Origin of the sequence: Streptomyces termitum (assembly GCF_014650175.1) — a bacterium.
GTDB lineage: Bacteria > Actinomycetota > Actinomycetes > Streptomycetales > Streptomycetaceae > Streptomyces > Streptomyces termitum.
In genome coordinates this window covers 202,746-224,040 of sequence record NZ_BMUL01000011.1, presented here as the reverse complement: position 1 = coordinate 224,040, position 21,295 = coordinate 202,746, and the positions used below count along the sequence as shown (strand labels likewise).

Here is a 21,295-nt window from a genome sequence, read left to right as displayed (position 1 = left end):
TTCACCCCGCCGGCCGCGGCGGTCATGGAGCTGCCCGTCGACACCGGAGAGCAGACTCCGGAGGATTACGCCCTGGAAAGGGCGCAGGCGACGGGGCAGCCCTATGAACTGGAAGACGCGCGCACCGAGACCACCGACACCTGGGCGCAGCCCGACGGCACCTGGAACGTGAACAGGCACGGCACCGCCGTCCGCGTCCTGCGCGACGGAGTCTGGGTCCCGACCGACGCGACGCTGGTCTTCGCCGCCAACGGGTCGGTGCGGCCCAAGGCGTCGCTGGTGGACGTGACGTTCTCCGGCGGCGGCACCGCGCCCCTGCTCACGGGCGTCAAGGACGGCCGGTCGCTCACGCTCAAGTGGCCCACCGCGCTGCCCAAGCCGACCCTGGCCGAGAACGTGGCCACCTACGCCGAGATCCTGCCCGGCGTCGACCTCCAGCTGAAGGCCGAGATCGAGGGCTTCTCGCAGCTCCTCGTGGTCAAGACGCCGGAGGCCGCGCAGAACCCGGCGCTGGAGAGCCTCAAGTTCAAGTTCGCCACGGTCGGACTCGACGTGGCCATGGACGCCGGGACCGGCAGCCTCACCGCCGTCGACCCGACGGGCCGCGCGGTGTTCTCCAGCCCGACGCCGCTGATGTGGGACTCCACGACGGTCAGCAGCGCCGGGCAGCAGCCCGCGGGCGCCACGTCGTTCTCCGCCACCGCCGCGGGAGGGACGGCGGCTGACGGAGCGACGCAGCCCACGGACACCTTCGAGCCGCCGCCGGGCGCCACCGACGCCCCCATGGACACCGCCGTCACCGGCGACGTCCTGGAGATCAAGCCGGACCAGGCGCTCCTGGACGCCCCCGCCACCCAGTACCCGGTCTACATCGACCCGCAGTGGGCCTGGGGCGAGCGGCAGAACTGGACGCGCGTCTACGAGCGCTACCCCAACTACTCCTTCTGGAACGCCACCGGCCCCCTGCGGGTCGGCTACGAGGCGCAGTCCGGCGGCCTGGACCGGATCTCGCGCTCGTTCCTCCAGATGGACACCAGCGACGTCCGGCGCACCGAGGTCCAGAAGGCCACCTTCCGGATCAAGAACATCTGGTCCTGGTCCTGCCAGTCCCGGCCGGTGGAGCTGTGGCACACCACGGACATCTCGTCGAAGACGACGTGGAACCGGCAGCCCACCAAGCTCACCAAGCTGTTCACGGTGAACGACTCCAAGGGCTGGAACCCGGAGATCGAGAACTGCGGGGCGGGCAACCTGGAGTTCGACCTCACGCCCAAGATCAAGGCCCGTGCCAAGGAGGGCCCGAAGGGCCAGGGCATGGCCAACATCACCCTGGGCCTGTACGCCTCCAACGAGTCGGACACCTTCGGCTGGAAGAAGTTCGACCCGAAGACCGCCACGCTGGAGATCAAGTACAACACCCTGCCGAAGGCGCCCACGGGCCTGGGGACGTACCCCAGGACCGACTGCAAGACCGGCGGCGTCATCGGCAACACCCGCGTCAGCCTGTACGCCAAGCACTCCGACAAGGAGGCGGGCAACCTCACGGCGCAGTTCAACCTGTTCAAGGCCGGGGCCACCACCCCGTTCCGGACGATGACGCTGCCCGCGCTGAAGGACAAGGTCACCACGTGGGCGGTGCCCGACGTGGACGTGCCGACGGGTGACTACACCTGGAACGTGGTCACGAAGGACAAGGACCAGGCCTGGGGTCCGACCTCGGTGACCTGCAAGTTCTCCGTGGACCGCACGCGTCCCAGCTCGCCGCCGATCATCAGCTCGACGTACTTCCCGAACGGGCAGAACGGCTGGCCGGCCAGCACCGGCAAGGCGCGCACCGCCGGCACCTTCACCTTCACGTCGCAGCCCGACGTCAAGGACGTCGTCGCGTACCACTACTGGACCGACACCGACCCGGACATCACGCCCGTCGGCGTCGGCGTCCCGGTGAAGATCACGCCGCCCGGCTACGGCCCGCACTTCGTCTACGCGTACAGCGTCGACAAGGCCGGAAACCGCTCGGACACGGCCACCTACATCTACTACGCGGCCCGCTCCAAGACCCGCGACAACCCCTTCGACCTGAACGGCGACGGGAACCGCGACATCTGGGCCGTGGACGGCAACGGCACCCTGCTCACCTACGCGGGCCAGGGCAACGGCGACTTCAGCAACGCCACCAACGGCGGCGGCTCCTTCGCCGACAAGCAGGTCGCCCTCTTCGGCGACTGGGGCCAGGACGGCTACAACGACCTGGTCAGCCTGGAGTACGACGAGACCGACCGGAAGAAGAAGATCTACGTCTACCCCAATGACGGACAGGGCAAGATCGACCCGGACGACCGGACCGAGCTGACCGTCACCTGCCCGGCCAAGGACGTGGACCTGGGCTGCGACGGCGAGGAGACCTGGACCGGCGACGACCACTGGCAGAACGCCGACCAGGTCGTCTCCCCCGGTGACCTGAACCGCGACGGCCAGCCCGACCTCCTGGTCAAGCAGGGCAAGCTGCTCTGGGCCTACTACGGCAACCGCGCCACCGGCGACCTGGACCTCGGCGGCACCCGCTCGCCGAGCCTGGTCGGCGGCACCGACTGGGACAAGTACACGCTCATCACCCCGGGCGACGTCTCCATGGACGGCCTGCCCGACCTGTGGCTCCGCAACGACGCCACCGGCATGGTCGAGGTCGCCTGGTCGCAGAAGGACCACGAGGGCGGCCTGAACACGGCCACGATGGGCCTCCCGAACAACCGCCTCCAGATCGGCTCCGGCGTCACCAAGGCCGCGTTCCCGATCGTCGGCTCCTCCGGTGACGTCACCAACGACCCGGCCGAGGACGTCCGGGCCGAGCTGTGGGCCCGTCAGGCCTCGGACAACGCCCTCGTCGCCTGGCGCGGCCAGGCGCCGAGCGCGACCAGCACCATCGAGTTCGGGGCGCGCTTCACCATCGACGGCGTGACCGGCGGGGCCTACATCCCGTCCGGCACCACGATCCCGTCCGGCACCTCGTACACCTCCAACGCCGCCAAGCTCACGATGCGGACCGACGGCAACCTGGTCGTCACCTCCAACGCGGGCACCGTGGTGTGGAGCTCGAACACCGCCGGCAACAACGGGGCCAGGGCCCTCATGCAGTCCGACGGCAAGATCGTGGTCATCGGCGTCGACGGCAAGCAGCTGTGGACCTCCGGGGTGGCCGCCGCCAACGGCTACGCCCTGCTCCAGGACCGCGGCAACCTCGTGGTCTACGACGCGGCGGGCCGGTCCAAGTGGTCGACGAACACCGTCGTCCGCCACGACTACGACGGCGACGGCCGCAGCGACATGGCGGCCTGGTACAACTACTCCGCCGGCACGTCCGCGCTGCACACCTTCAAGGCCAACTCGGACGGCACCTTCGCCGCCCCGGTGAAGTCCTACGAGTCCGCGGTGGGCAGCTGGAACATCGCCCGGATGAAGATCACCACCGGTGACTACAACGGCGACGGCCGCGGCGACATGGCGACCCTGTACGACTACGGCGACGGCGTCGTGAAGCTGTTCACCGCGCTCGGCAAGGCGGGCGGCGGCTTCAGCGCCCCCTTCGCGTCGTGGACCTCGCAGAAGGGCGGCTGGTACTCGTCCTCCATGACGATCCAGTCCGGCGACTTCAACGGCGACGGCCGGGACGACATCATGGCCTGGTACAGCTACGCGGTCGGGAACGACTCCCTGTTCACCTTCACCGCCAACGTGAAGGGCGGCTTCAACGCGCCCTTCGTCTCCACGCAGCTTCCCGCGGGCAGCTGGTACGTCGAGCACAGCAAGTTCGTCACCGGCGACTTCAACGGGGACGGCCGGGACGACCTCGCCGCCCTCTACGGCTACGCCAACGGCGACCTGAAGATGCACACCTTCCTCGCCCAGAGCAACGGCGGCTTCGCCCAGAGCAGCCTCCAGTCCTGGGCCGCCAACGGCACCACCTGGGGCAGCTTCGCCCAGACCGGCGTCCAGGCGGGCGACTTCAACGGGGACGGCCTCGACGACGTCTCCTTCTGGTACGACTACGCCGACGGCCGCGACTCGCTGTTCAAGCTCCCGGCGCTCGCCGACCGGAGCGGGAAGTTCGCGAGCGGCAGCACCCGGGCGCTCGACATCGCCGCGGACAATTGGTACTACAAGGGCGCCCAGTACGTGCCGGGCGACTACAACGGTGACGGCAAGGACGACATCGGCAGCTTCTACGGCTACTCCACCGGCGCGGTGAAGGCGCTCACCCACCTCGCCAACCCGACCGGCTTCGACTACCACAAGGCCGGCTGGGGCACGGAGACCGGCTGGGTCTGGTCGCGCGCCACGATCCTGCGGCCGTACGACTCCTAGAAACCCTCCAGCAGTGCGACGGCGGCGCCCGGGAACCCTCCCGGGCGCCGCCCCTTTTCTTTCCCGCGCTCCGGAAGCCTGAATTCCGCCGCGGCATGTCCGCATAACGGATCGGAGGGATTTCCCGGTTCGCGCAACTCCTTTTCCTATTTCTCAGATCTACCTCAAATCAAGGGCTGGGAGATTCCGGAGGTGAGTAACTTTCGCTGACATTTCTGTGCCCATGAGAGGTGGGGTGTGAGAATTCAACGCATTCGCGTTTCCGCTGCCGTTCTGGCGGTGGCGGTGACCGTGGGAGTTCTTCCCGCGGCGGGCAGCGCGTCCGCCGCACCGGAGGAAAGAAATCCGCTCCCTTCGCTGGAGCAGCCCGATCCGGTGCCCGTGAAAAAGGCCGTCGCGGGTGGTAAGAGAAAGCCCGACGCCGCCGCCGAGCAGGCGCGGAAGGCGCGCCCGCGCGTCTCCTGGCCCGCCGGTGGCTCGGCCGACCTGACATTGTCCGCCCCTCCGGCGGGCGGATCCGCGGCCCGCGGGGCGGGCGTGCCGGCCGCCGTTCCGGCCGGGAAGCTGCCCGTCGCCGTCGCCCCGGGCGCCGGCGGTCCCGCCGACCTCGGCCTCCGGGTCCGGGTGACCGACCGCACGGCCGCCCGACGAGCGGGCGTGCCGGGCCGGCACGCCCCTGGCCACCGTGAACGACGCCCGGACCGGCACCCTGTCCGCCCCGGTCGCCCTGGCCGGCACGACGGTCCTGGCCGCCACCGCGGCCGCCGAGGGCTCCTCCGGCGACTACAAGGCCACCGGCCTCCAGGCGTCCGGCACCTGGAGCGGCGGCGGCTCCACGGGAGCCTTCACCTGGTCCCACCCCGTCGACGTGCCCGAGGTGCCGGGCGGGACGCGGCCCACGATCTCCCTCGACTACAACTCGCAGGCGGTGGACGGCCGGACGGCCGCCTCCAACAACCAGGCGTCGTGGATCGGTGACGGCTGGAACTGGGAGCCGGGGTTCATCGAGCGCCGCTACAAGGCGTGCAACGACGACAGGACCGGCGCGACGAACACCACGCGCGTCGGCGACCTGTGCTGGTTCAACGACAACGCGGTCCTGAACCTGGGCGGCAGGTCGACGGAGCTGGTGTACGAGAAGGACAAGGGGTGGCATCCGGCCTCGGACTCGGGGGAGAAGGTCGAGAAGCTGACCGGTGCCGTCAATGGTGACAAGGGTACGGCCGGCGTCGGCGGCGAGGGTGAGCACTGGAAGGTGACCACGGCCGACGGGACGCAGTACTTCTTCGGTCTGAACCGGTTGCCGGGGTGGAAGGACAACGGGACCGCGGCCGACGATCCGGTGACGAACTCGGCGTGGACGGTGCCGGTCTTCGGCAACCAGTCCGGTGAGCCCTGTTACGACGCGAGCTTCGCGTCCGCGTGGTGCCAGCAGGCGTGGCGCTGGCAGCTCGACTACGTCGTCGACCCGCACGGCAACGCGATGGCGTACTACTGGAACACCGAGAAGAACAACTACGGCCGCAACGTGTCGGAGACGACCGGCAAGGCGACCGTGACGCCGTACGTGCGCGGCGGCTGGCTGGACCGGATCGAGTACGGGCTGCGCGACGACGCGGTCTACACCGGCAAGGCGATGGGCCAGGTGCGGTTCGGGGTGGCCGAGCGCTGTCTGGCCACCTGCGGGACCTTCGACGAGACCAACGCCAAGAACTGGCCCGACGTGCCGTACGACCTGTCCTGCGAGGACGGCGCCACCGAGTGCGAGGACCGGTTCTCCCCGAGCTTCTGGTCCCGCAAGCGGCTCACGTCCATCACCACGAAGGTGCTGACCGGCGGGACGTACAAGGACGTCGACACCTGGACGCTGGACCAGAACTTCCCGCCCTCAGGGGACGGCATCTCCACCCCCATGTGGCTGAAGTCCGTCCAGCGCACCGGCAAGGCGGGCGCCGCGGTCACCCTGCCGCCCGTCACCTTCGCGGGCGAGCAGCTCCCCAACCGGGTCGACAAGACCGGTGACGGCCTGGCGCCCTTCATCCGGCTGCGGGTCTACCAGGTGACGACGGAGACCGGCGGCACCATCGGCGTCAGCTACTCGGCACCCGACTGCACCGCGGCCTCGCTCCCCGCGGCCGACGCGACCAACACGACCCGGTGCTACCCGGTCAAGTGGGCCTTCGAGGGCTACGAGTCCCGGCTCGACTGGTTCCACGCCTATGTGGCCACCCAGGTCGTCGAGGGCGACAACCTCGCCGAGTCGCCCGACAAGGTCACCACGTACTCCTACCTCGACGGCGCGGCCTGGGCCAAGAGCACCGACGAGTTCACCGAGGCCGACGACCGCACCCACTCCGTCTTCCGCGGCTACGGACGGGTCCAGGTCCGCACCGGCGCCGCCGACGACCCGCGCACCCTGACCGAGGCCCGCTACTTCCGGGGCGTCGACGGCGCCTCCGTCAAGGACTCGGCCGGCGTCGGGGTCACCGACCGCGAGCAGTTCGCGGGCATGACCCGCGAGACCGTCACCTACAACGGCGACGACACGGCCAAGCCGGTCACCGCGACCTCCTTCACGCCGTGGCGCTCGGCCGCCCTCGCCACCCGCACCCGCTCCGGGCTGCCCGCCCTGACGGCCCACCACAGCGGCACCGGGAAGGAGCAGACCCGCACCACCGTCACCGGCGGCACCCGCACCACCGAACTGAGCCGCGACTTCGACGCGTACGGCATGATCACCGCCGTCTCCGAGACCGGCGACACCGCCGAGCCCGGCGACGAGAAGTGCGTCACCACCACCTACGTCCGCAACACCGGGGCGAACATCCTCGACAAGGTCAGCCGGGTCGAGACCGTCGCCGTGTCCTGCGGCGCCGCCGTCTCCCGTCCCGCCGACGTCATCGACGACACCCGCACCTCCTACGACGGCGGCGCCTTCGGCGCGGCGCCCGTCAAGGGCGACATCACGAGGACCGAGCGGATCGACGGCGACGGCAGCGGCTACACCACCGCCTCCAGCACCCCGGCCGCCGACTTCGACGTCTACGGCCGCGCCCTGTCCGCCACCGACGCCCTCGGCGCCACCACCACGACCCGCTACACCCCGGCCACCGGGGAACCCCCGGCGTCGGTGCTCGTCACCAACCCGCTCGGGCACGCGGCGACCACCACCATGGACCCCCGGCGCGGACTGCCCACCCAGGCAGCGACGCCAACGGCAAGATCACCACGACCGCGTACGACGGCGCGGGCCGGACGACGAAGGTGTGGCTGCCGACCCGGTCGGCCGTCACCTACCCCGACTCGCCGAACCGGACCTTCGCCTACCAGGTGCGCAACGACGGCCCGACCGTCGTCACCACCAGGGAGCTGACGCACGACGCCGACTACAAGGCGTCCTACGCCTTCTACGACGGCCTGCTGCGCGCCCGCCAGACCCAGGAGGACTCCCCGGACCGCTCCGGCCGCCTCGTCACGGAGACCTTCTACGACACCCGGGGCCAGGCCTGGCGCTCCTCCGGCCTCTACTACGCCACCGGCGCGGCCGAACCCGCCCTCGTCACCGGCGAGGAACCGCACTACCCGGCGTCCACGGACACCCTGTACGACGGGGCCGGGCGCGTCACCGCCGTGGTCTCCCGCCGCTTCGGCGACGAGACCAGGCGCACCACCACCGCCTACACCGGCGACACCACCACCACCGTCCCGCCGAAGGGCGGCACCGCGAGCACGAAGGTGACGGACGCGCTCGGCCGGACCGTCGAGCTGCGCCAGTACACGGACCCGGCCCGCACCCGGTACCAGACGACGTCCTACCGCTTCGACCGGAAGGGGCGCATGGACCGGATCACCACCCCGGCCGGCGCCGCCTGGGAGTACGGCTACGACGTCCGCGGCCGCCAGGTGCGGACCGTCGATCCCGACAAGGGCCTGGTGACCACCGGGTACGACGCGGGCGACCGGCCCGTCGACGTCACCGACAGCCGCCGGATCACCCTGCACACCGACTACGACGCGCTCGGCCGCAGGACCGCCGTCAAGAAGGGCGCCACGACCCTGTCCTCCTGGGTGTACGACACCGTCGCCAAGGGGCAGCTGTCCAAGGCGAGCGTGTGGGCCGGCGGCCAGGCCTACGAGTCCGCCGTGACCTCGTACAACAGCCTCTACAAGCCGGTCGGCACCCAGCTGACCGTGCCGGCGCGCGAGGGAGCCGCCGCCGGCGTCTACAAGTGGACGACCTCCTACAACCTCAACACCGGCCAGGTGATGTGGACCATGCAGCCCGCCCTCGGCGGACTGCCGGCGGAGAAGGTCGCCCACACCTACACCCCGGTCGCCGGGCTGCTCGACACCGTCGGCGCGGGCGGCGACGCCCTGGTGGCGCGGAGCACGTACGACCACTACGGCCGGCCGATCCGCCGGAACCTCGGCTCCTTCGGGCAGCAGGTCATCCTCTCCAGCGTCTACGACGAGCACACCGGCGCGCTGACCGAGAGCTACGTCGACCGGGAGACGGCGCCGCAGCGGATCGAGGACGCCCGCTACGCGTACGATCCGGCCGGCAACATCGCCTCCGTCGCCACCGCCTACGGGCAGGACGCGGCCCGCACCACGGACACCCAGTGCTTCGCGCTGGACTCCCTGGCGCGGATCACCGAGGCGTGGACCAACACCGGCACGGCCTGCGCGGCGGCCCCGTCGGCGGCGGCGGTCGGCGGACAGGACGCCTACTGGACGACGTACACCTACGACGCCGTCGGCAACCGGAGGACCGAGACGAAGCACAGGACCGCCTCGGGACCGGCCGCCGACACCGTCCGCACCTACACGGCCCCGCCCGCGGGCACCCACAGGCTGCCCAAGGTCACCCAGACCGGCACCGACGCCCACGAGGAGACCTACACCTACGACGCCGCGGGCAACACCGAGACCCGCACGATCGGCGCCGCGCCCCGGCAGAGCCTCGCCTGGGACGACCAGGGGCACCTCGCCTCCGTCACCGAGGGCACCGCGGAGAAGGCGTCCTACCTGTACGACACCGAGGGGCAGCGCCTCGTCGCCAGGGACGCCGACGGCACCACCCTCTACCTGCCCGGCGGCAACGAGCTGCGCCTCGGCAGGAACGGGGTGCTGACCGGCACGCGCTACTACACCGCGGGCGACCGGACCGTCGCGGTGCGGACCGGCGGGAAGCTGGCGTTCACCGTCGCCGACCACCACGGCACGGGCACCACCCAGATCACGGCCGACGCCGCCCAGACCGTCACGCGCCGCAAGACCTCCCTCTTCGGCGAGGCCCGCGGCCCCCAGCCCACCGGCTGGACCGGCGACAAGGGCTTCGTCGGCGGCACGGACGACACCGCCACGGGCCTGATCCACCTGGGCGCCCGCGAGTACGACGCGGCCCTGGGCCGCTTCGTCTCGGTGGACCCGCTCTTCGTCACCGACGACCCGCGCCAGCACAACGCGTACGTCTACTCCGACAACAACCCGGTGACCCTGTCCGACCCGGCGGGCACGGAGATCGGCTCGATGCCGAACTCCTGCCTGTACGACCTGAAGTACTGCACGAACGACGAGAAGACCGGCAAGACGGACAAGGTCTGCTGCACCCACCTCGGCGGCGGTTCCGGCTCCGGCTCCGGCTCCGGCGGAGGTTCGGGCGGTTCCGGTGGCTCCGGCGGTGGCGGCGGTGGTGGTGGTTCGTCCTCCACGCACTACTGCGACGGCTGCACCACGCTGATCCAGCTGCCCCAGAACGTGTTCGTCCCCGACGGCGGACCGGACGTGCTCTGGCACACGACGGCGCAGACCGGCATCGGGACCTACACCGACTACACGACCACGGCGATGTTCGACACCACACAGGACGACGTCGAGATCACCTTCGCCTACAGCGAGCAGGCGATGTACGCGGCGGCCGAGGCGTTCGCGGACCAGTTCAACTGGAAGGTCGACGCCAAGACCTCCTTCTCGGTGGGGCTCCCGGTGCTGAAGGGCGGGGTCGAACTGACCGTCGGCATCGGCGGCAACTACACCTGGACCAGTACCGACACCGAGACGCGCAGCGCGACCATCACCAAGACGCACCCGCTCAACGTCAAGAAGGGCGACATCTTCGGGTTGTCGCCGTTCGGTCAGGTGAAGACCTATACGACCACCTACCATCACCGGGGCGGGCGGACCTCGACCAGGACCTGGGGGACCTTCGACATCACGTCCTGGACCCCCGTCACCTACTCCGAGACCCCGCCCAACATCGCGTCCCTCAACGCCACCGTGCTGAAGAAGGGAAGTACGCCGTTTTGATCCCCTCCGTGCGGCGCCGGCGCGTGACACCGGCGCCCGCCGCCCTCGCGGCCTGCCTCGTCCTCGCCGCCTGCGGCGCCCAGGGGGCCGGACCGGGCGGCCCCGCGGCCCCCTCGGCCCCGCCCGTCCGGACCTCCGCCGGTCCCTCCGGCCCCTCCGGCTCCCCGGGGGCGGAGCGGGCGGAGGCCGCGATGGTCGAGCAGGCCCGGCGGAAGGGGCAGGGGCCCGACGGCTCCGGCGTCAGCCGGGTCGCCTCCCCGCGGGCCGCGGCCTTCCTCTGGGAGACGGCCGGGGACCGGCTGTGCCTCGGCGAGTCGGCCCTGGACGGCGGAATGACCTCGTTCAAGTGCGTCCGGGCCGTGACGGCCGGGCCGCGCGACTCGCCGGCCGCCTCCCTCCTCTTCGGCCCCGGAGCGCTGGGCGGGGGCGGGCGGGTCGTGCTGGCCGCTCCTCCCGGCGGGGAGGTCGTCCTGGTCTCCCACGGGGGGGCGCGCGCGGAGACGACGTTCGTCAGGACGCTCTCGTCCGGCTGGTCCGGACGCCGTCTGTACTACGTGGTGCTGCCCGCGTTGCCGAGGGGGCCGTTGGACGTGACGGTCCGCTCCGGGGGGAAGGAGCGCGTGCAGAGCCTGCCGACGACCGGCTGACCGGCCGGGACGGACGAGGAGCCGCGCCCCGGCGACACGGTCGCCGGGGCGCGGCTTCGCGCGTGCGCCGGGGTCAGGCCAGCGGCTTCACGAAGCAGAGGCTGCTGTCGTGGTGGCGGTAGTGGCCGAACTTGACGGGGCTGGGCGCGTAGCCGCTGGAGGCGTAGAGGGCGACGGCCTCGGGCTGCTCGGTGCCGGTCTCCAGGACCATGCGGGTGCGGCCGGCGGCGCGGGCGTCGTCCTCCAGGAGGGCCAGGATGCGGCGGGCCAGGCCCAGGCCGCGGGCCTCGGGGACCACGTACATGCGCTTCAGCTCGGCGTCGCCGTCCGCGTACCCCTCGTCGTTCTCGTCCTGGCCGCGCCAGGCGCCGCTGGCGACCGGGCGGCCCCCGGGGTCGTACGCGAGGAGGTAGAGGCCCCGCGGCGGGGCGAACATGGCGGCGTCGAGCGGGGTGGCGTCGCCCTCGCCGTCGCCGTAGCGGACGACGTACTCGGCCAGCACCTCGTCCTGGAGCTTCACGGCGTCGGGGTGGTCGTACGGCATCGGCTGGATCTGCATGTCCGTAATCGTACGTGCATGCGAGAAGGGGGTTGTCGGTATTCTCCCCGGATGTTCACTGTCACCAGCGCGAACGTCAACGGTCTGCGGGCCGCCGCCAAGAAGGGCTTCGTCGAGTGGCTGGCGGCGACCCCCGCCGACGCCGTCTGCCTCCAGGAGGTGCGGGCCGAGGAGGCCCAGCTGCCGGTGGAGCTCCAGGCCCCCGAGGGCTGGTTCACCGCGCACGCCCCGGCCGCCGCCAAGGGCCGCGCGGGCGTCTCCCTCTACCTGCGGCGCGAGCCCGACGCGGTGCGGGTCGGCTTCGGCTCGGACGAGTTCGACGCCTCCGGCCGGTACATCGAGGCCGACCTGCCCGGGGTCGTCGTCGCCAGCCTCTACCTGCCCTCCGGCGAGGCCGAGACCGAGAAGCAGGACGAGAAGTACCGGTTCATGGGCGAGTTCCTGCCCTACCTGAAGGAGCTGCGGGTCCGGGCCGCCGCCGAGGGCCGCGAGGTCGTCGTCTGCGGCGACTGGAACATCGCCCACCGCGAGGCCGACCTGAAGAACTGGAAGGCCAACCGCAAGAGCGCCGGCTTCCTGCCGGAGGAGCGGGAGTGGCTGACCCGGGTCCTGGCCGAGGAGGACGGCGGGTACGTGGACGTGCTCCGCGCCCTCCACCCCGACCAGGCGGAGGGCCCCTACTCGTGGTGGTCCTACCGGGGCCGCGCCTTCGACAACGACACCGGCTGGCGCATCGACTACCAGATGGCCACCCCGGGGCTGGCCGCCAAGGCGGCCAAGGCGTACGTGGAGCGGGCCGCCACCCACGCCGAGCGGTGGAGCGACCACGCGCCGGTGACGGCCGTCTACGAGCTGTAGACGGTACGGGGCCGGGTCCGGGCGGCGGGAAGGGGCCGGGTCAGCCGCGCAGTCGCCGGTCGAGGGCGAGGGAGAGCTCCGCGTCCACCACGCTCTTGGCCAGCGGGCGCAGCCGCTGGAGGTCCTCCCCGGCCGCGTGTGCGCCGAGCAGTTCGGCGAAGAGCTCCGCGAGCGCCTCGGCGTGCTCGCGGACCCGGGCGCCGGCCCGCAGCACCTCGGCGAGCGGGACGCCCTCGCGGACCAGGGCGGCGGAGACGTCCAGGAGCCGGCGGCTGACGTGGACGATCTCCTCGCCGTCGGTGGCGAGGTAGCCGAGGGCGAGGGCGGCCGCGAAGTTCTCCGGGGTGACCTGGCCGGCGAAGCGGTCGGCCAGCTCCTCGGGGGTGAGACGGACCGGCTCCTCCTCGGTGGGGGTGCCCAGCTCCAGGACCTCCCCGACGTCCCGGCCGGTCTCGAAGGCGCTGGTCAGGTCGGCGATGCCGGTGAGGGTGTGGCCCCTTTCGAGCAGGGCGGCGATGGTGCGCAGCCGGGCCAGGTGCCGGTCGTCGTACCAGGCGATGCGGCCCTCGCGGCGGGGCGGCGGGATGAGCCCCCGCTCCCGGTAGAACCGCAGGGTCCGCACGGTGATGCCGGCCGCCTCGGCCAGCTCGGCCATGCGGTACTCGTGGTGCGCCTCTGTTCCCGATCGTTCTGCCACGGGCGCCACCCTAAGTTGTACCGCCGGTAACTTTCCCTCGTCGTACCCCTACCGCTCGGTATGGAGCTGCTCTACAGTCCCGACTGTGCCAGTGATTGCTGGCGGCATTTTGGCCGGGCGCACGGGAGGCGGCATGGCGAAGCACGAGCACGTTCGGGTGGCGGTGATCGGATCGGGGTTCGGCGGACTCGGCGCCGCCGTCCGCCTCCGCCGCGAGGGGATCACCGACTTCGTCGTCCTGGAGCGCGCCGACTCCGTCGGCGGCACCTGGCGCGACAACAGCTACCCCGGGTGCGCCTGCGACGTACCCTCCCACCTCTACTCCTTCTCCTTCGCGCCCAACCCCGACTGGCCCCGCACCTTCTCCGGCCAGCGGCACATCCGGGCCTACCTGGAGCACGTCACCGACACCTTCGGCATCCGCCCCCACCTGCGCCTCAACCACGAGGTGCGGCGCATGCAGTGGGACGCCGACGCCCTGCGCTGGACGATCGAGACCAGCTCCGGCACCCTCACCGCCGACGTCGTCGTCTCCGCCACCGGCCCGCTCTCCGACCCGAAGATCCCCGACATCCCCGGCCTCGACGGCTTCACCGGCAAGGTCTTCCACTCCGCCCGCTGGGACCACGACTACGACCTGCGGGGCAAGCGGGTCGCCATGGTCGGCACCGGCGCCTCCGCCATCCAGATCGTCCCCGCCATCCAGCCCGAGGTCGGCCGGCTCACCCTCTTCCAGCGCACGCCCCCCTGGGTCATGCGCCGCATGGACCGCGCCATCAGCGGCCCCGAGCGCTGGCTGCACCGTGCCCTGCCCGCCACCGCCACCCTCCGGCGCGGCATCCTGTGGGGCATCCGCGAACTCCAGGTCGGCGCCTTCACCAAGCACCCCGGCGAGCTGGGCCTGGTCGAGAAGCTGGCCAGGGCCAACATCGCCAAGGCGGTCAAGGACCCGGCGCTGCGGGCCAAGCTGACGCCCTCGTACCGCATCGGCTGCAAGCGCATCCTGCTGTCGAACACGTACTACCCGGCCCTCGCCCAGCCCAACGTGGACGTCGTCGCGGGCGGCCTCAAGGAGGTCCGGGGCGACGTCGTCGTCGGCTCCGACGGCAGCGAGACCGAGGTCGACGCGATCGTCTTCGGCACCGGCTTCCACGTCACCGACATGCCCATCGCCGACCGCGTCTTCGACGCCGACGGCCGCTCGCTCGCCGAGCACTGGAAGGACGGCGTCCAGTCGCTGCGCGGCGCCACCGTCGACGGCTTCCCCAACTGGATGACGATCATCGGGCCCAACACCGGCCTCGGGAACTCCTCCATGATCCTCATGATCGAGTCCCAGCTGAACTACCTGGCCGACTACCTGCGCCAGCTGAACGTCCTCGGCGGACGCGCCGCCCTCGCCGCCCGGCCGTCCGCCGTCGGCGCCTGGAACCGGCGGGTCCAGAAGCGCATGGAGCGCACCGTCTGGAAGTCCGGCGGCTGCGACAGCTGGTACCTCGACGCCAACGGCCGCAACACCACCCTCTGGCCCGGCACCACCGGCGAGTTCCGCCGCGAGACCCGCCAGGTCGACCTCGCCGAGTACGAGGTCGTCCGCGCCGCCCGGCCCGCCGCGCCGGCCGCCGAGGCCGCCGCCCGCCGCGCCGCCCGCAAGAAGGAGGCCGCCTCGTGATCGCCCTGCCCGAACCCCGCGCCCTCGTCGTCCGCTCCGCCGACGGCGCCTCGGTCCACACCGAGGTCTACGGCCCCGAGGACGCCCCCACCGTCGTCCTCTCCCACGGCTGGACCTGCTCCATCGGCTTCTGGGCCGCCCAGATCCGCGCCCTCGCCGCCGACCACCGGGTCGTCGCCTACGACCAGCGCGGCCACGGCCGCTCCCCGGTCCCGGCCCCCGGCGGCTACTCCACCACCGCCCTCGCCGACGACCTGGAGGCGGTGCTCGCCGCCGTCCTCCGCCCCGGCGAGCGCGCCGTCCTGGCCGGTCACTCCATGGGCGGCATGACGATCATGGCCGCGGCCGGCCGGCCCCGCTTCCGCGACCACGCCGCCGCCGTCCTGCTCTGCTCCACCGGACCCTCCCGGCTCACCGCCGAGTCCACCGTGGTGCCGCTGGCCCCCGGCGCGCTGCGGACCCGGCTGACCGCCGCCGTCCTCGGCTCCAAGGCCCCCCTCGGGCCGGTCAACGGCGTCTCGCGGAAGGTCCTCAAGTACGCGACCATGGGACCGGCCTCGGCCCCCGACCGGGTCGACGCCTGCGCCCGGATCGTGCACGCCTGCCCCCGCCCGTCCCGGTACGGCTGGTCGCAGGTGCTCGCGGGCATCGACCTGGAGGCGGACCTCCGCGAGCTGCGGGTCCCCGCCGCCGTCCTCGTCGGCACCGCCGACCGGCTCACCCCGCCGGTCCACTCCCGCGCCATGGCCGGGGCGCTCCCGCACTGCACCGGCCTGACCGAACTGGCCGGCATGGGCCACATGACGCCGGTGGAGGCCCCGGAGGCCGTCACCGCGCAGATCCGCGAACTGACGCTCACCTATCTCGGAGCACGTCCGACCGGCAAGGAGGCAAAGGCATGAGCAGGGTCAGCCTGGAGGGACAGGTCGCGGTCGTCACCGGCGGCGCCCGGGGCGTGGGCGAGCTGCTCGCCCGCAAGCTCTCGGCGCGCGGCGCGCGGATCGCCCTCGTCGGCCTGGAGCCCGAACTCCTCAAGGAGGTCGCCGGGCGGCTGCACACCGAGGCCGACTGGTGGGAGGCGGACGTCACCGACCACGAGGCGATGGCCCGGGTCGCCGCCGAGGTCAAGGAGCGCTTCGGGAAGGTCGACATCGTCGTCGCCAACGCGGGCGTCGCGGCCGGCGGGCCCTTCGCCGACTCCGACCCGGCCGCCTGGCGCCGAGTCATCGAGGTCAACCTGATCGGCGGGGCGGTCACCGCCCGCGCCTTCCTGCCGGTCCTCATGGAGTCCCGGGGCTACTTCCTCCAGATCGCCTCGCTCGCCGCGATCACCCCGGCGCCGATGATGACGGCCTACTGCGCCTCCAAGTCCGGCGTGGAGGCCTTCGCGCACAGCCTGCGCGCCGAGGTCGCGTACAAGGGGGTGCGGGTCGGCGTCGGCTATCTCTCCTGGACCGACACCGACATGGTGCGCGGCGCCGACCAGGACGACGTGATGAAGGAGCTGCGGCAGCGGCTGCCCTGGCCGTCCAACCGCACCTACCCGCTGGGCCCGGCCGTCGACCGGATCGTCGCGGGCGTCGAGCGGCGCTCCGCGCACGTGTACGCCCAGTGGTGGCTGCGCGGGATGCAGTCGGTCCGCGGCTACCTGCCGGGGATCATCGCCACCGTCGGACAGCGCGAGATGAAGCGCTTCGAGCCCCGGCTCGGCACGGTCTCGCGGGGGCTGGTCGGCGCGGGCGGCGCGGCGGACGAGCAGGCCCGCTCCACCCGGTCCTGAGTCCGTCCGGCACGGACCGTAACTGATCGAAATGCGTGGAGTGTTCGCTCGTGCAAGGCTGGTCGAGGCCCAGGGGGCGTGCCGCCCCGTCTGCCTCACACCCTTCTAGGAGTGAACCTTCATGGGCATCAAGGACCAGTTCCAGGACAAGGCGCAGGAGCTCTCCGAGCGCGCCAAGCAGGCCGCGGGCAAGGCCAAGGACGAGGCCTCGGAGCGGGCCTCGCGGGGCCGCGAGCGCTCCGAGGAGGAGGCCGACCGCGCGCGGCGGGCCGCCCAGGAGCGCACCGACCGCGAGCGCTGACGCCGTCCTGCCAGGAGGCGCGCCCGGGACGCCGGGCGCGCCTCCTGGCGCGTGCGGGGCGCGGGCCCGTGGTGTTGCCGCCGGGCGGGGCGCGGCGGCCGGATAACCGGTGGGCGGGCGGGGGAGGGCTCCGTACGCTCGCCGCATGACCGTCGCACTCGTACGCATACGCCTCGACCACGCGCCCGCGCTGCTCGCCTTCGAGCGCGAGAACCGGGCCTTCTTCGCCGCGCGCGTCCCGGACCGGGGCGACGCCTACTTCGCCGAGTTCGCCGCCCGGCACCGGGAGCTGGTCGGGGCCCAGGAGGCCGGGGAGATCCACTTCCACCTGCTGGTGGACGCGGCGGGGGCGGTCCTGGGCCGTGTCAACCTGGTCGGCGTGGACCCGGTGGCGGGCACCGCCGAGCTGGGCTACCGGCTGGCGGAGGCGGCGACCGGCCGGGGCCTGGCCACCTCCGGGGTGCGCGAGGTGGCCCGGCTGGCCCGGGAGGAGTACGGCCTGCGGCGGCTCACGGCGGTCGTCTCCCACGGCAACGACGCCTCCCGGGCGGTCCTGGTCCGGGCCGGTTTCGGCGCGGTCGGCGCGGTGACCCTGGAGGACGGCGAGCCGGGCACCGCCTACGAGCTGGACCTCGGGGGCAGCGGGGGACGGGAGCGGTCCGGCACGTCGTCGTAGCCGGGCGGGCTCGCCGCCGGGTGCTCCGCCAGGAGGGCGAGCGCGGCGTGGACGGCGTCGTCGAGCTGTCCGTACCGGCCCTCGGCCCAGTCGAGGGGGGTGCGCAGGGCGGCGACGTCGGGTTCCACGCCGTGGTTCTCCACCGACCAGCCCCAGTCGGTGAACCAGGCGGCGTTCATGGGGACGGTGATGTGGGTGCCGTCGCCGAGCTTGTGCCGGCCGGTCATGCCGACGACGCCGCCCCAGGTGCGCTGGCCGACGACGGGGCCGAGGCCGAGCAGCTTGAAGACGGCGGTGATCATGTCGCCGTCGGAGGAGGTGGCCTCGTCGGCGAGGGCGACGACCGGGCCGCGCGGGGCGCTGGAGGCGTAGCTGACGGGCTGGGCGTCGCGGGTGAGGTCCCAGCCGAGGATCTTGCGGGTGAGCTTCTCGACGACGAGTTCGCTGATGTGGCCGCCGGCGTTGCCCCGGACGTCGACGATGAGGGCGGGCCGGGAGACCTCCATCCTGAGGTCGCGGTTGAACTGGGCCCAGCCGGAGCCGCCCATGTCGGGGATGTGGAGGTAGCCGCAGCGCCCGCCGCTGAGTTCGCGGACGACGGCGCGGCGCTTGGCCACCCAGTTCTGGTAGCGCAGCGGGCGTTCGTCGACGAGGGGGACGACGGCGACCCGGCGGGCGCGGCCCTCGCCGCCGGCCGGGGCGAAGGTGAGTTCGACGGTGGTGCCGCCGGTGCCGGCGAGCAGCGGGTAGGGGCCGGCGACGGGGTCGACGGGCCGGCCGTCGACGTGGGTGAGGGCGGCGCCCTCGCGGATGCCGGTGCCGGCGAGCGGGGAGCGGGCCTTGGAGTCGGAGGACTCGCCGGGCAGGATGCGCCGGACCAGCCAGCCGCCGTCGCGGGGGACGAGGTCGGCGCCGAGGAGGCCCTGGGGGCGCTGGTGGTGCGGGGGGCCCTCGTTGCGGCGGGCGGGGGTGACGTAGGCGTGGGAGGTGCCGAGTTCGCCCATGACCTCGCGGAGCAGGTCGGCGAACTCGTCGGGGGTGGCGACCCGTTCGACCAGCGGCCGGTACTGGGCGAGGATCGCGTCCCAGTCGACGCCGCCCATGCCGGGCTCCCAGAAGTAGGCGCGGACGATCCGCCCGGCCTCCTCGTAGGACTGGCGCCATTCGGCGCCGGGGTCGACGTCGTGCAGGATGCGGCGCAGGTCGGGGTAGACGGTGGAGTCGTCGTCGCCGGCCTCGGTGGCGGGCACGGCGCGCAGTTCGCCCTCGTCGACGACGACGAGCCGGGTGCCGTCGCCGCTGACGGCGAACCAGTCGATCTCGCGGGTGAGTTCGGTGCGGCGGGCGCGCACGACGGAGTAGTGCTCCAGGGTGGGGCGGCCGGAGGTGTCGGCGGGGTTGGCGAAGGTCTCGCCGAGGGCGCCGGAGATGGGCCAGCGCAGCCAGACGAGGCCGCCGCCGGAGACCGGGTGGAGGGCCGAGTACTTGGAGGCGGCGACGGGGAAGGGGGTGACCCGGTCGGGCAGGCCCTCGATCTCGACGGTGACGGTGCCGTCGCCGCTGTCGGCGCCGTCGTCGGCGGGGTCGAGGCCGCCGGCGGCGGGGCGCCCGTCGGGCAGCAGCGCGAAGGGGGAGGGGGTGGCGGAGGAGAGGGGGACGAGGTAGGGGCGGCAGCCGAGCGGGAAGGACAGGTCGCCGGTGTGCACGTCGTAGACCGGGTCGAAGCCGCGCCAGGAGAGGAAGGCGAGGTAGCGGCCGTCGCTGGTGAAGACGGGGTTCTCGTCCTCGAAGCGGCCGTTGGTGACGTCGATGACGGCGCGCGGTCCCGGGCCGGAGATGCGGACCAGCTTGATGGAGCGCAGGGAGCGGCCGATGCCGGGGTGGGACCAGGTGAGCCAGGCGCCGTCGGGGGAGAAGGCGAGGTCGCGGACGGGTCCGTTGACCGACCGGATCAGCTCGGTGACCTCCCCTCCCCCGGACTTCGTCCGGGAGGTGCCCCCGGAGTCCTCGCCGGCGTCGAGGAGGAGGAGCCGGCCGTCGTTGGAGGCGAGGGCGAGGCGCTCGCCCTCGGGGTCGGCGACGAGTTCCTCGACGCGGCCGAGGCCGCCGGCGGCGAGCCGGCGCGGGGGCCGGTCGCCGCTGGCGCGGGGGAGGGAGGCGATCTCGACGGCGTCCTCGCCCTCGGCGTCGGTGACGTAGGCGATCCGGCCGCCGCTGCCGAGCATCTCGGGGAGCCGGACGCGGACGCCGGGGGTGTCGGCGATGGTCCGGGCGGGGCCGTCGCGGTGGGTGAGCCAGTAGAGGCTGCCGCGCACGCCGACGGCGCTGGCCCGGCCGGTCTCGTCGACGGAGAGCGCCTCGACGTGCTGGGCGGCGGGGACCTGGTAGGGGCGGCGGCCGGCCCGCTGGCCGCCGGTCCTGACCTCCAGGCGGCGGGGTACGGCCCCGGCGGCGAGGTCCTCGACGATCCAGAGCTCGCCGGCGCACTGGTAGACGATCCGGCGGCCGTCGCAGGAGGCGTGCCGGGCGTAGAAGTCGGCGTGGTCGGTGTGGCGGCGCAGTCCGGTGCCGTCGGGGTGGCAGGAGTAGACGTTGCCGACGCCCTCGTGGTCGGAGAGGAAGGCGATCCGGTAGCCGTCCGGGGCGGCGGGGTCGGTGACGAACATGGGGTCGGCGAGGTGGCCGTCGAGGTCGTCGAGGAGGCGGGCGCCGTGCAGCCAGAGGCGGCCGGTGGCGCCGCCCCGGTAGCGCTTCCAGGCGGCGGGCTCGTGCGGCGGGGTGCCGGTGAGCAGCAGGGTGCGCCGCTCGCCGTCGACGTCGCGGACGGCGATGCCGGTGACGGGTCCCCAGGGCATCCGGCCGCCGGGGGAGCCGTCGGTGGGGACGGTGTGGGCCCAGGAGAAGTACGAGAAGGGCTGGCCGTGCGAGGAGACGGCGAGGATGTCGGAGCGGCCGTCGGCGTCGGGCGGGGTCCAGCCGCAGACGCGGGTGTCGGCGGAGCCCCAGTGGGTGAGCTTGCGGGTGGCGCCGCCGTCGACGGGGACGAGGTGGATCTCGGGGTCGAGGCTGCGCCAGCTGGTGTAGGCCAGGTGGCGGCCGTCGGGGGAGAAGCGGGGGTGGCCGGCCCGGGTGCGGTCGACCGTGATCCGCCAGGCCCGGCCGGGGCGTTCGCCCTCGGCGGGGAGGGGGGCGATCCAGAGGTCGTCCTCGGCCGTGAAGCACAGCAGGTCGTCGTGGAGGTGCGGGAAACGGAGGTAGGCCACGTCGTCACTCACCCGTTCATGCTTTCCGCGCGGAGGGGGTGCGGCAACTCGTACGGGTGTGCGGAGGGGACGGCGCCCGGTGTGTCCCAGGACACGTACGAAACGGTTTCGTTTCGCTGGCGGCGGGAGTACCTTCGTACCGTACGAAGAGTACGAAACCGTTTCGTTCGT

13 protein-coding genes are annotated in these 21,295 nt (G+C 72.7%); 10 read left to right on the top strand and 3 right to left on the bottom strand.

What is annotated here, in order from left to right; genetic code table 11:
* Nucleotides 1-24: 24 nt before the first annotated feature.
* From IE219_RS31890 to IE219_RS21660, 4 genes are all read left to right on the top strand, one after another.
* The gene (locus IE219_RS31890) at nucleotides 25-4,362 is read left to right on the top strand and encodes an FG-GAP-like repeat-containing protein (RefSeq protein WP_229849919.1); all 4,338 of its coding nucleotides are present in this window, start codon (nucleotides 25-27) and stop codon (nucleotides 4,360-4,362) included.
* A 685-nt stretch (nucleotides 4,363-5,047) separates the two neighbouring features.
* On the top strand, nucleotides 5,048-7,735 hold the full coding sequence (locus IE219_RS31885; RefSeq protein ID WP_229849918.1) for a hypothetical protein: 2,688 nt from the start codon (nucleotides 5,048-5,050) through the stop codon (nucleotides 7,733-7,735).
* Entirely contained in the window at nucleotides 7,627-10,671 is a 3,045-nt protein-coding gene (locus IE219_RS31880) for an RHS repeat-associated core domain-containing protein (protein ID WP_268256855.1), read from the top strand. Before IE219_RS31885 ends, IE219_RS31880 begins: the two co-directional genes overlap by 109 nt.
* Nucleotides 10,672-10,679: 8 nt before the next feature.
* Nucleotides 10,680-11,318, top strand: a complete 639-nt coding sequence (locus IE219_RS21660) for a hypothetical protein (RefSeq protein WP_189979959.1) — start codon at nucleotides 10,680-10,682, stop codon at nucleotides 11,316-11,318.
* 73 nt (nucleotides 11,319-11,391) lie between these two features.
* Here IE219_RS21660 and IE219_RS21655 read toward each other — a convergent pair whose 3' ends face one another.
* Nucleotides 11,392-11,877 carry a GNAT family N-acetyltransferase gene (locus IE219_RS21655; protein ID WP_189979958.1) on the bottom strand — a complete coding sequence of 162 codons (486 nt, stop codon included), beginning with the start codon at nucleotides 11,875-11,877 and terminating at the stop codon, nucleotides 11,392-11,394.
* A gap of 51 nt (nucleotides 11,878-11,928) precedes the next feature.
* On the opposite strand from IE219_RS21655, the gene xth reads away from it, so the two are divergent.
* The gene (xth, locus tag IE219_RS21650; RefSeq protein ID WP_189979957.1) at nucleotides 11,929-12,735 is read left to right on the top strand and encodes an exodeoxyribonuclease III; all 807 of its coding nucleotides are present in this window, start codon (nucleotides 11,929-11,931) and stop codon (nucleotides 12,733-12,735) included.
* Nucleotides 12,736-12,775: 40 nt separating this feature from the next.
* Here the strand turns inward: xth and IE219_RS21645 are convergent, their stop codons facing one another.
* The gene (locus tag IE219_RS21645; RefSeq protein WP_189980046.1) at nucleotides 12,776-13,390 is read right to left on the bottom strand and encodes a MerR family transcriptional regulator; all 615 of its coding nucleotides are present in this window, start codon (nucleotides 13,388-13,390) and stop codon (nucleotides 12,776-12,778) included.
* Between the two features lie 175 nt (nucleotides 13,391-13,565).
* On the opposite strand from IE219_RS21645, the gene IE219_RS21640 reads away from it, so the two are divergent.
* The 5 genes from IE219_RS21640 to IE219_RS21620 all read left to right on the top strand — a co-directional run bounded on the left by IE219_RS21640 (nucleotide 13,566) and on the right by IE219_RS21620 (nucleotide 17,861).
* Entirely contained in the window at nucleotides 13,566-15,104 is a 1,539-nt protein-coding gene (locus IE219_RS21640) for a flavin-containing monooxygenase (RefSeq protein ID WP_189979956.1), read from the top strand.
* The gene (locus tag IE219_RS21635; RefSeq protein ID WP_189979954.1) at nucleotides 15,101-16,006 is read left to right on the top strand and encodes an alpha/beta fold hydrolase; all 906 of its coding nucleotides are present in this window, start codon (nucleotides 15,101-15,103) and stop codon (nucleotides 16,004-16,006) included. Before IE219_RS21640 ends, IE219_RS21635 begins: the two co-directional genes overlap by 4 nt.
* The gene (locus IE219_RS21630; protein ID WP_189979953.1) at nucleotides 16,003-16,884 is read left to right on the top strand and encodes an SDR family oxidoreductase; all 882 of its coding nucleotides are present in this window, start codon (nucleotides 16,003-16,005) and stop codon (nucleotides 16,882-16,884) included. The genes IE219_RS21635 and IE219_RS21630 overlap by 4 nt, the downstream gene beginning before the upstream one ends.
* 121 nt (nucleotides 16,885-17,005) lie before the next feature.
* Nucleotides 17,006-17,185 carry a hypothetical protein gene (locus tag IE219_RS21625; protein WP_189979952.1) on the top strand — a complete coding sequence of 60 codons (180 nt, stop codon included), beginning with the start codon at nucleotides 17,006-17,008 and terminating at the stop codon, nucleotides 17,183-17,185.
* Nucleotides 17,186-17,330: 145 nt separating this feature from the next.
* Nucleotides 17,331-17,861, top strand: coding sequence for a GNAT family N-acetyltransferase (locus IE219_RS21620; protein ID WP_189979951.1), 531 nt, complete (start codon nucleotides 17,331-17,333; stop codon nucleotides 17,859-17,861).
* Here the strand turns inward: IE219_RS21620 and IE219_RS21615 are convergent.
* Nucleotides 17,804-21,136 carry a S41 family peptidase gene (locus IE219_RS21615; RefSeq protein WP_189979950.1) on the bottom strand — a complete coding sequence of 1,111 codons (3,333 nt, stop codon included), beginning with the start codon at nucleotides 21,134-21,136 and terminating at the stop codon, nucleotides 17,804-17,806. The genes IE219_RS21620 and IE219_RS21615 overlap by 58 nt on opposite strands.
* Between the last annotated feature and the right edge of the window lie 159 nt (nucleotides 21,137-21,295).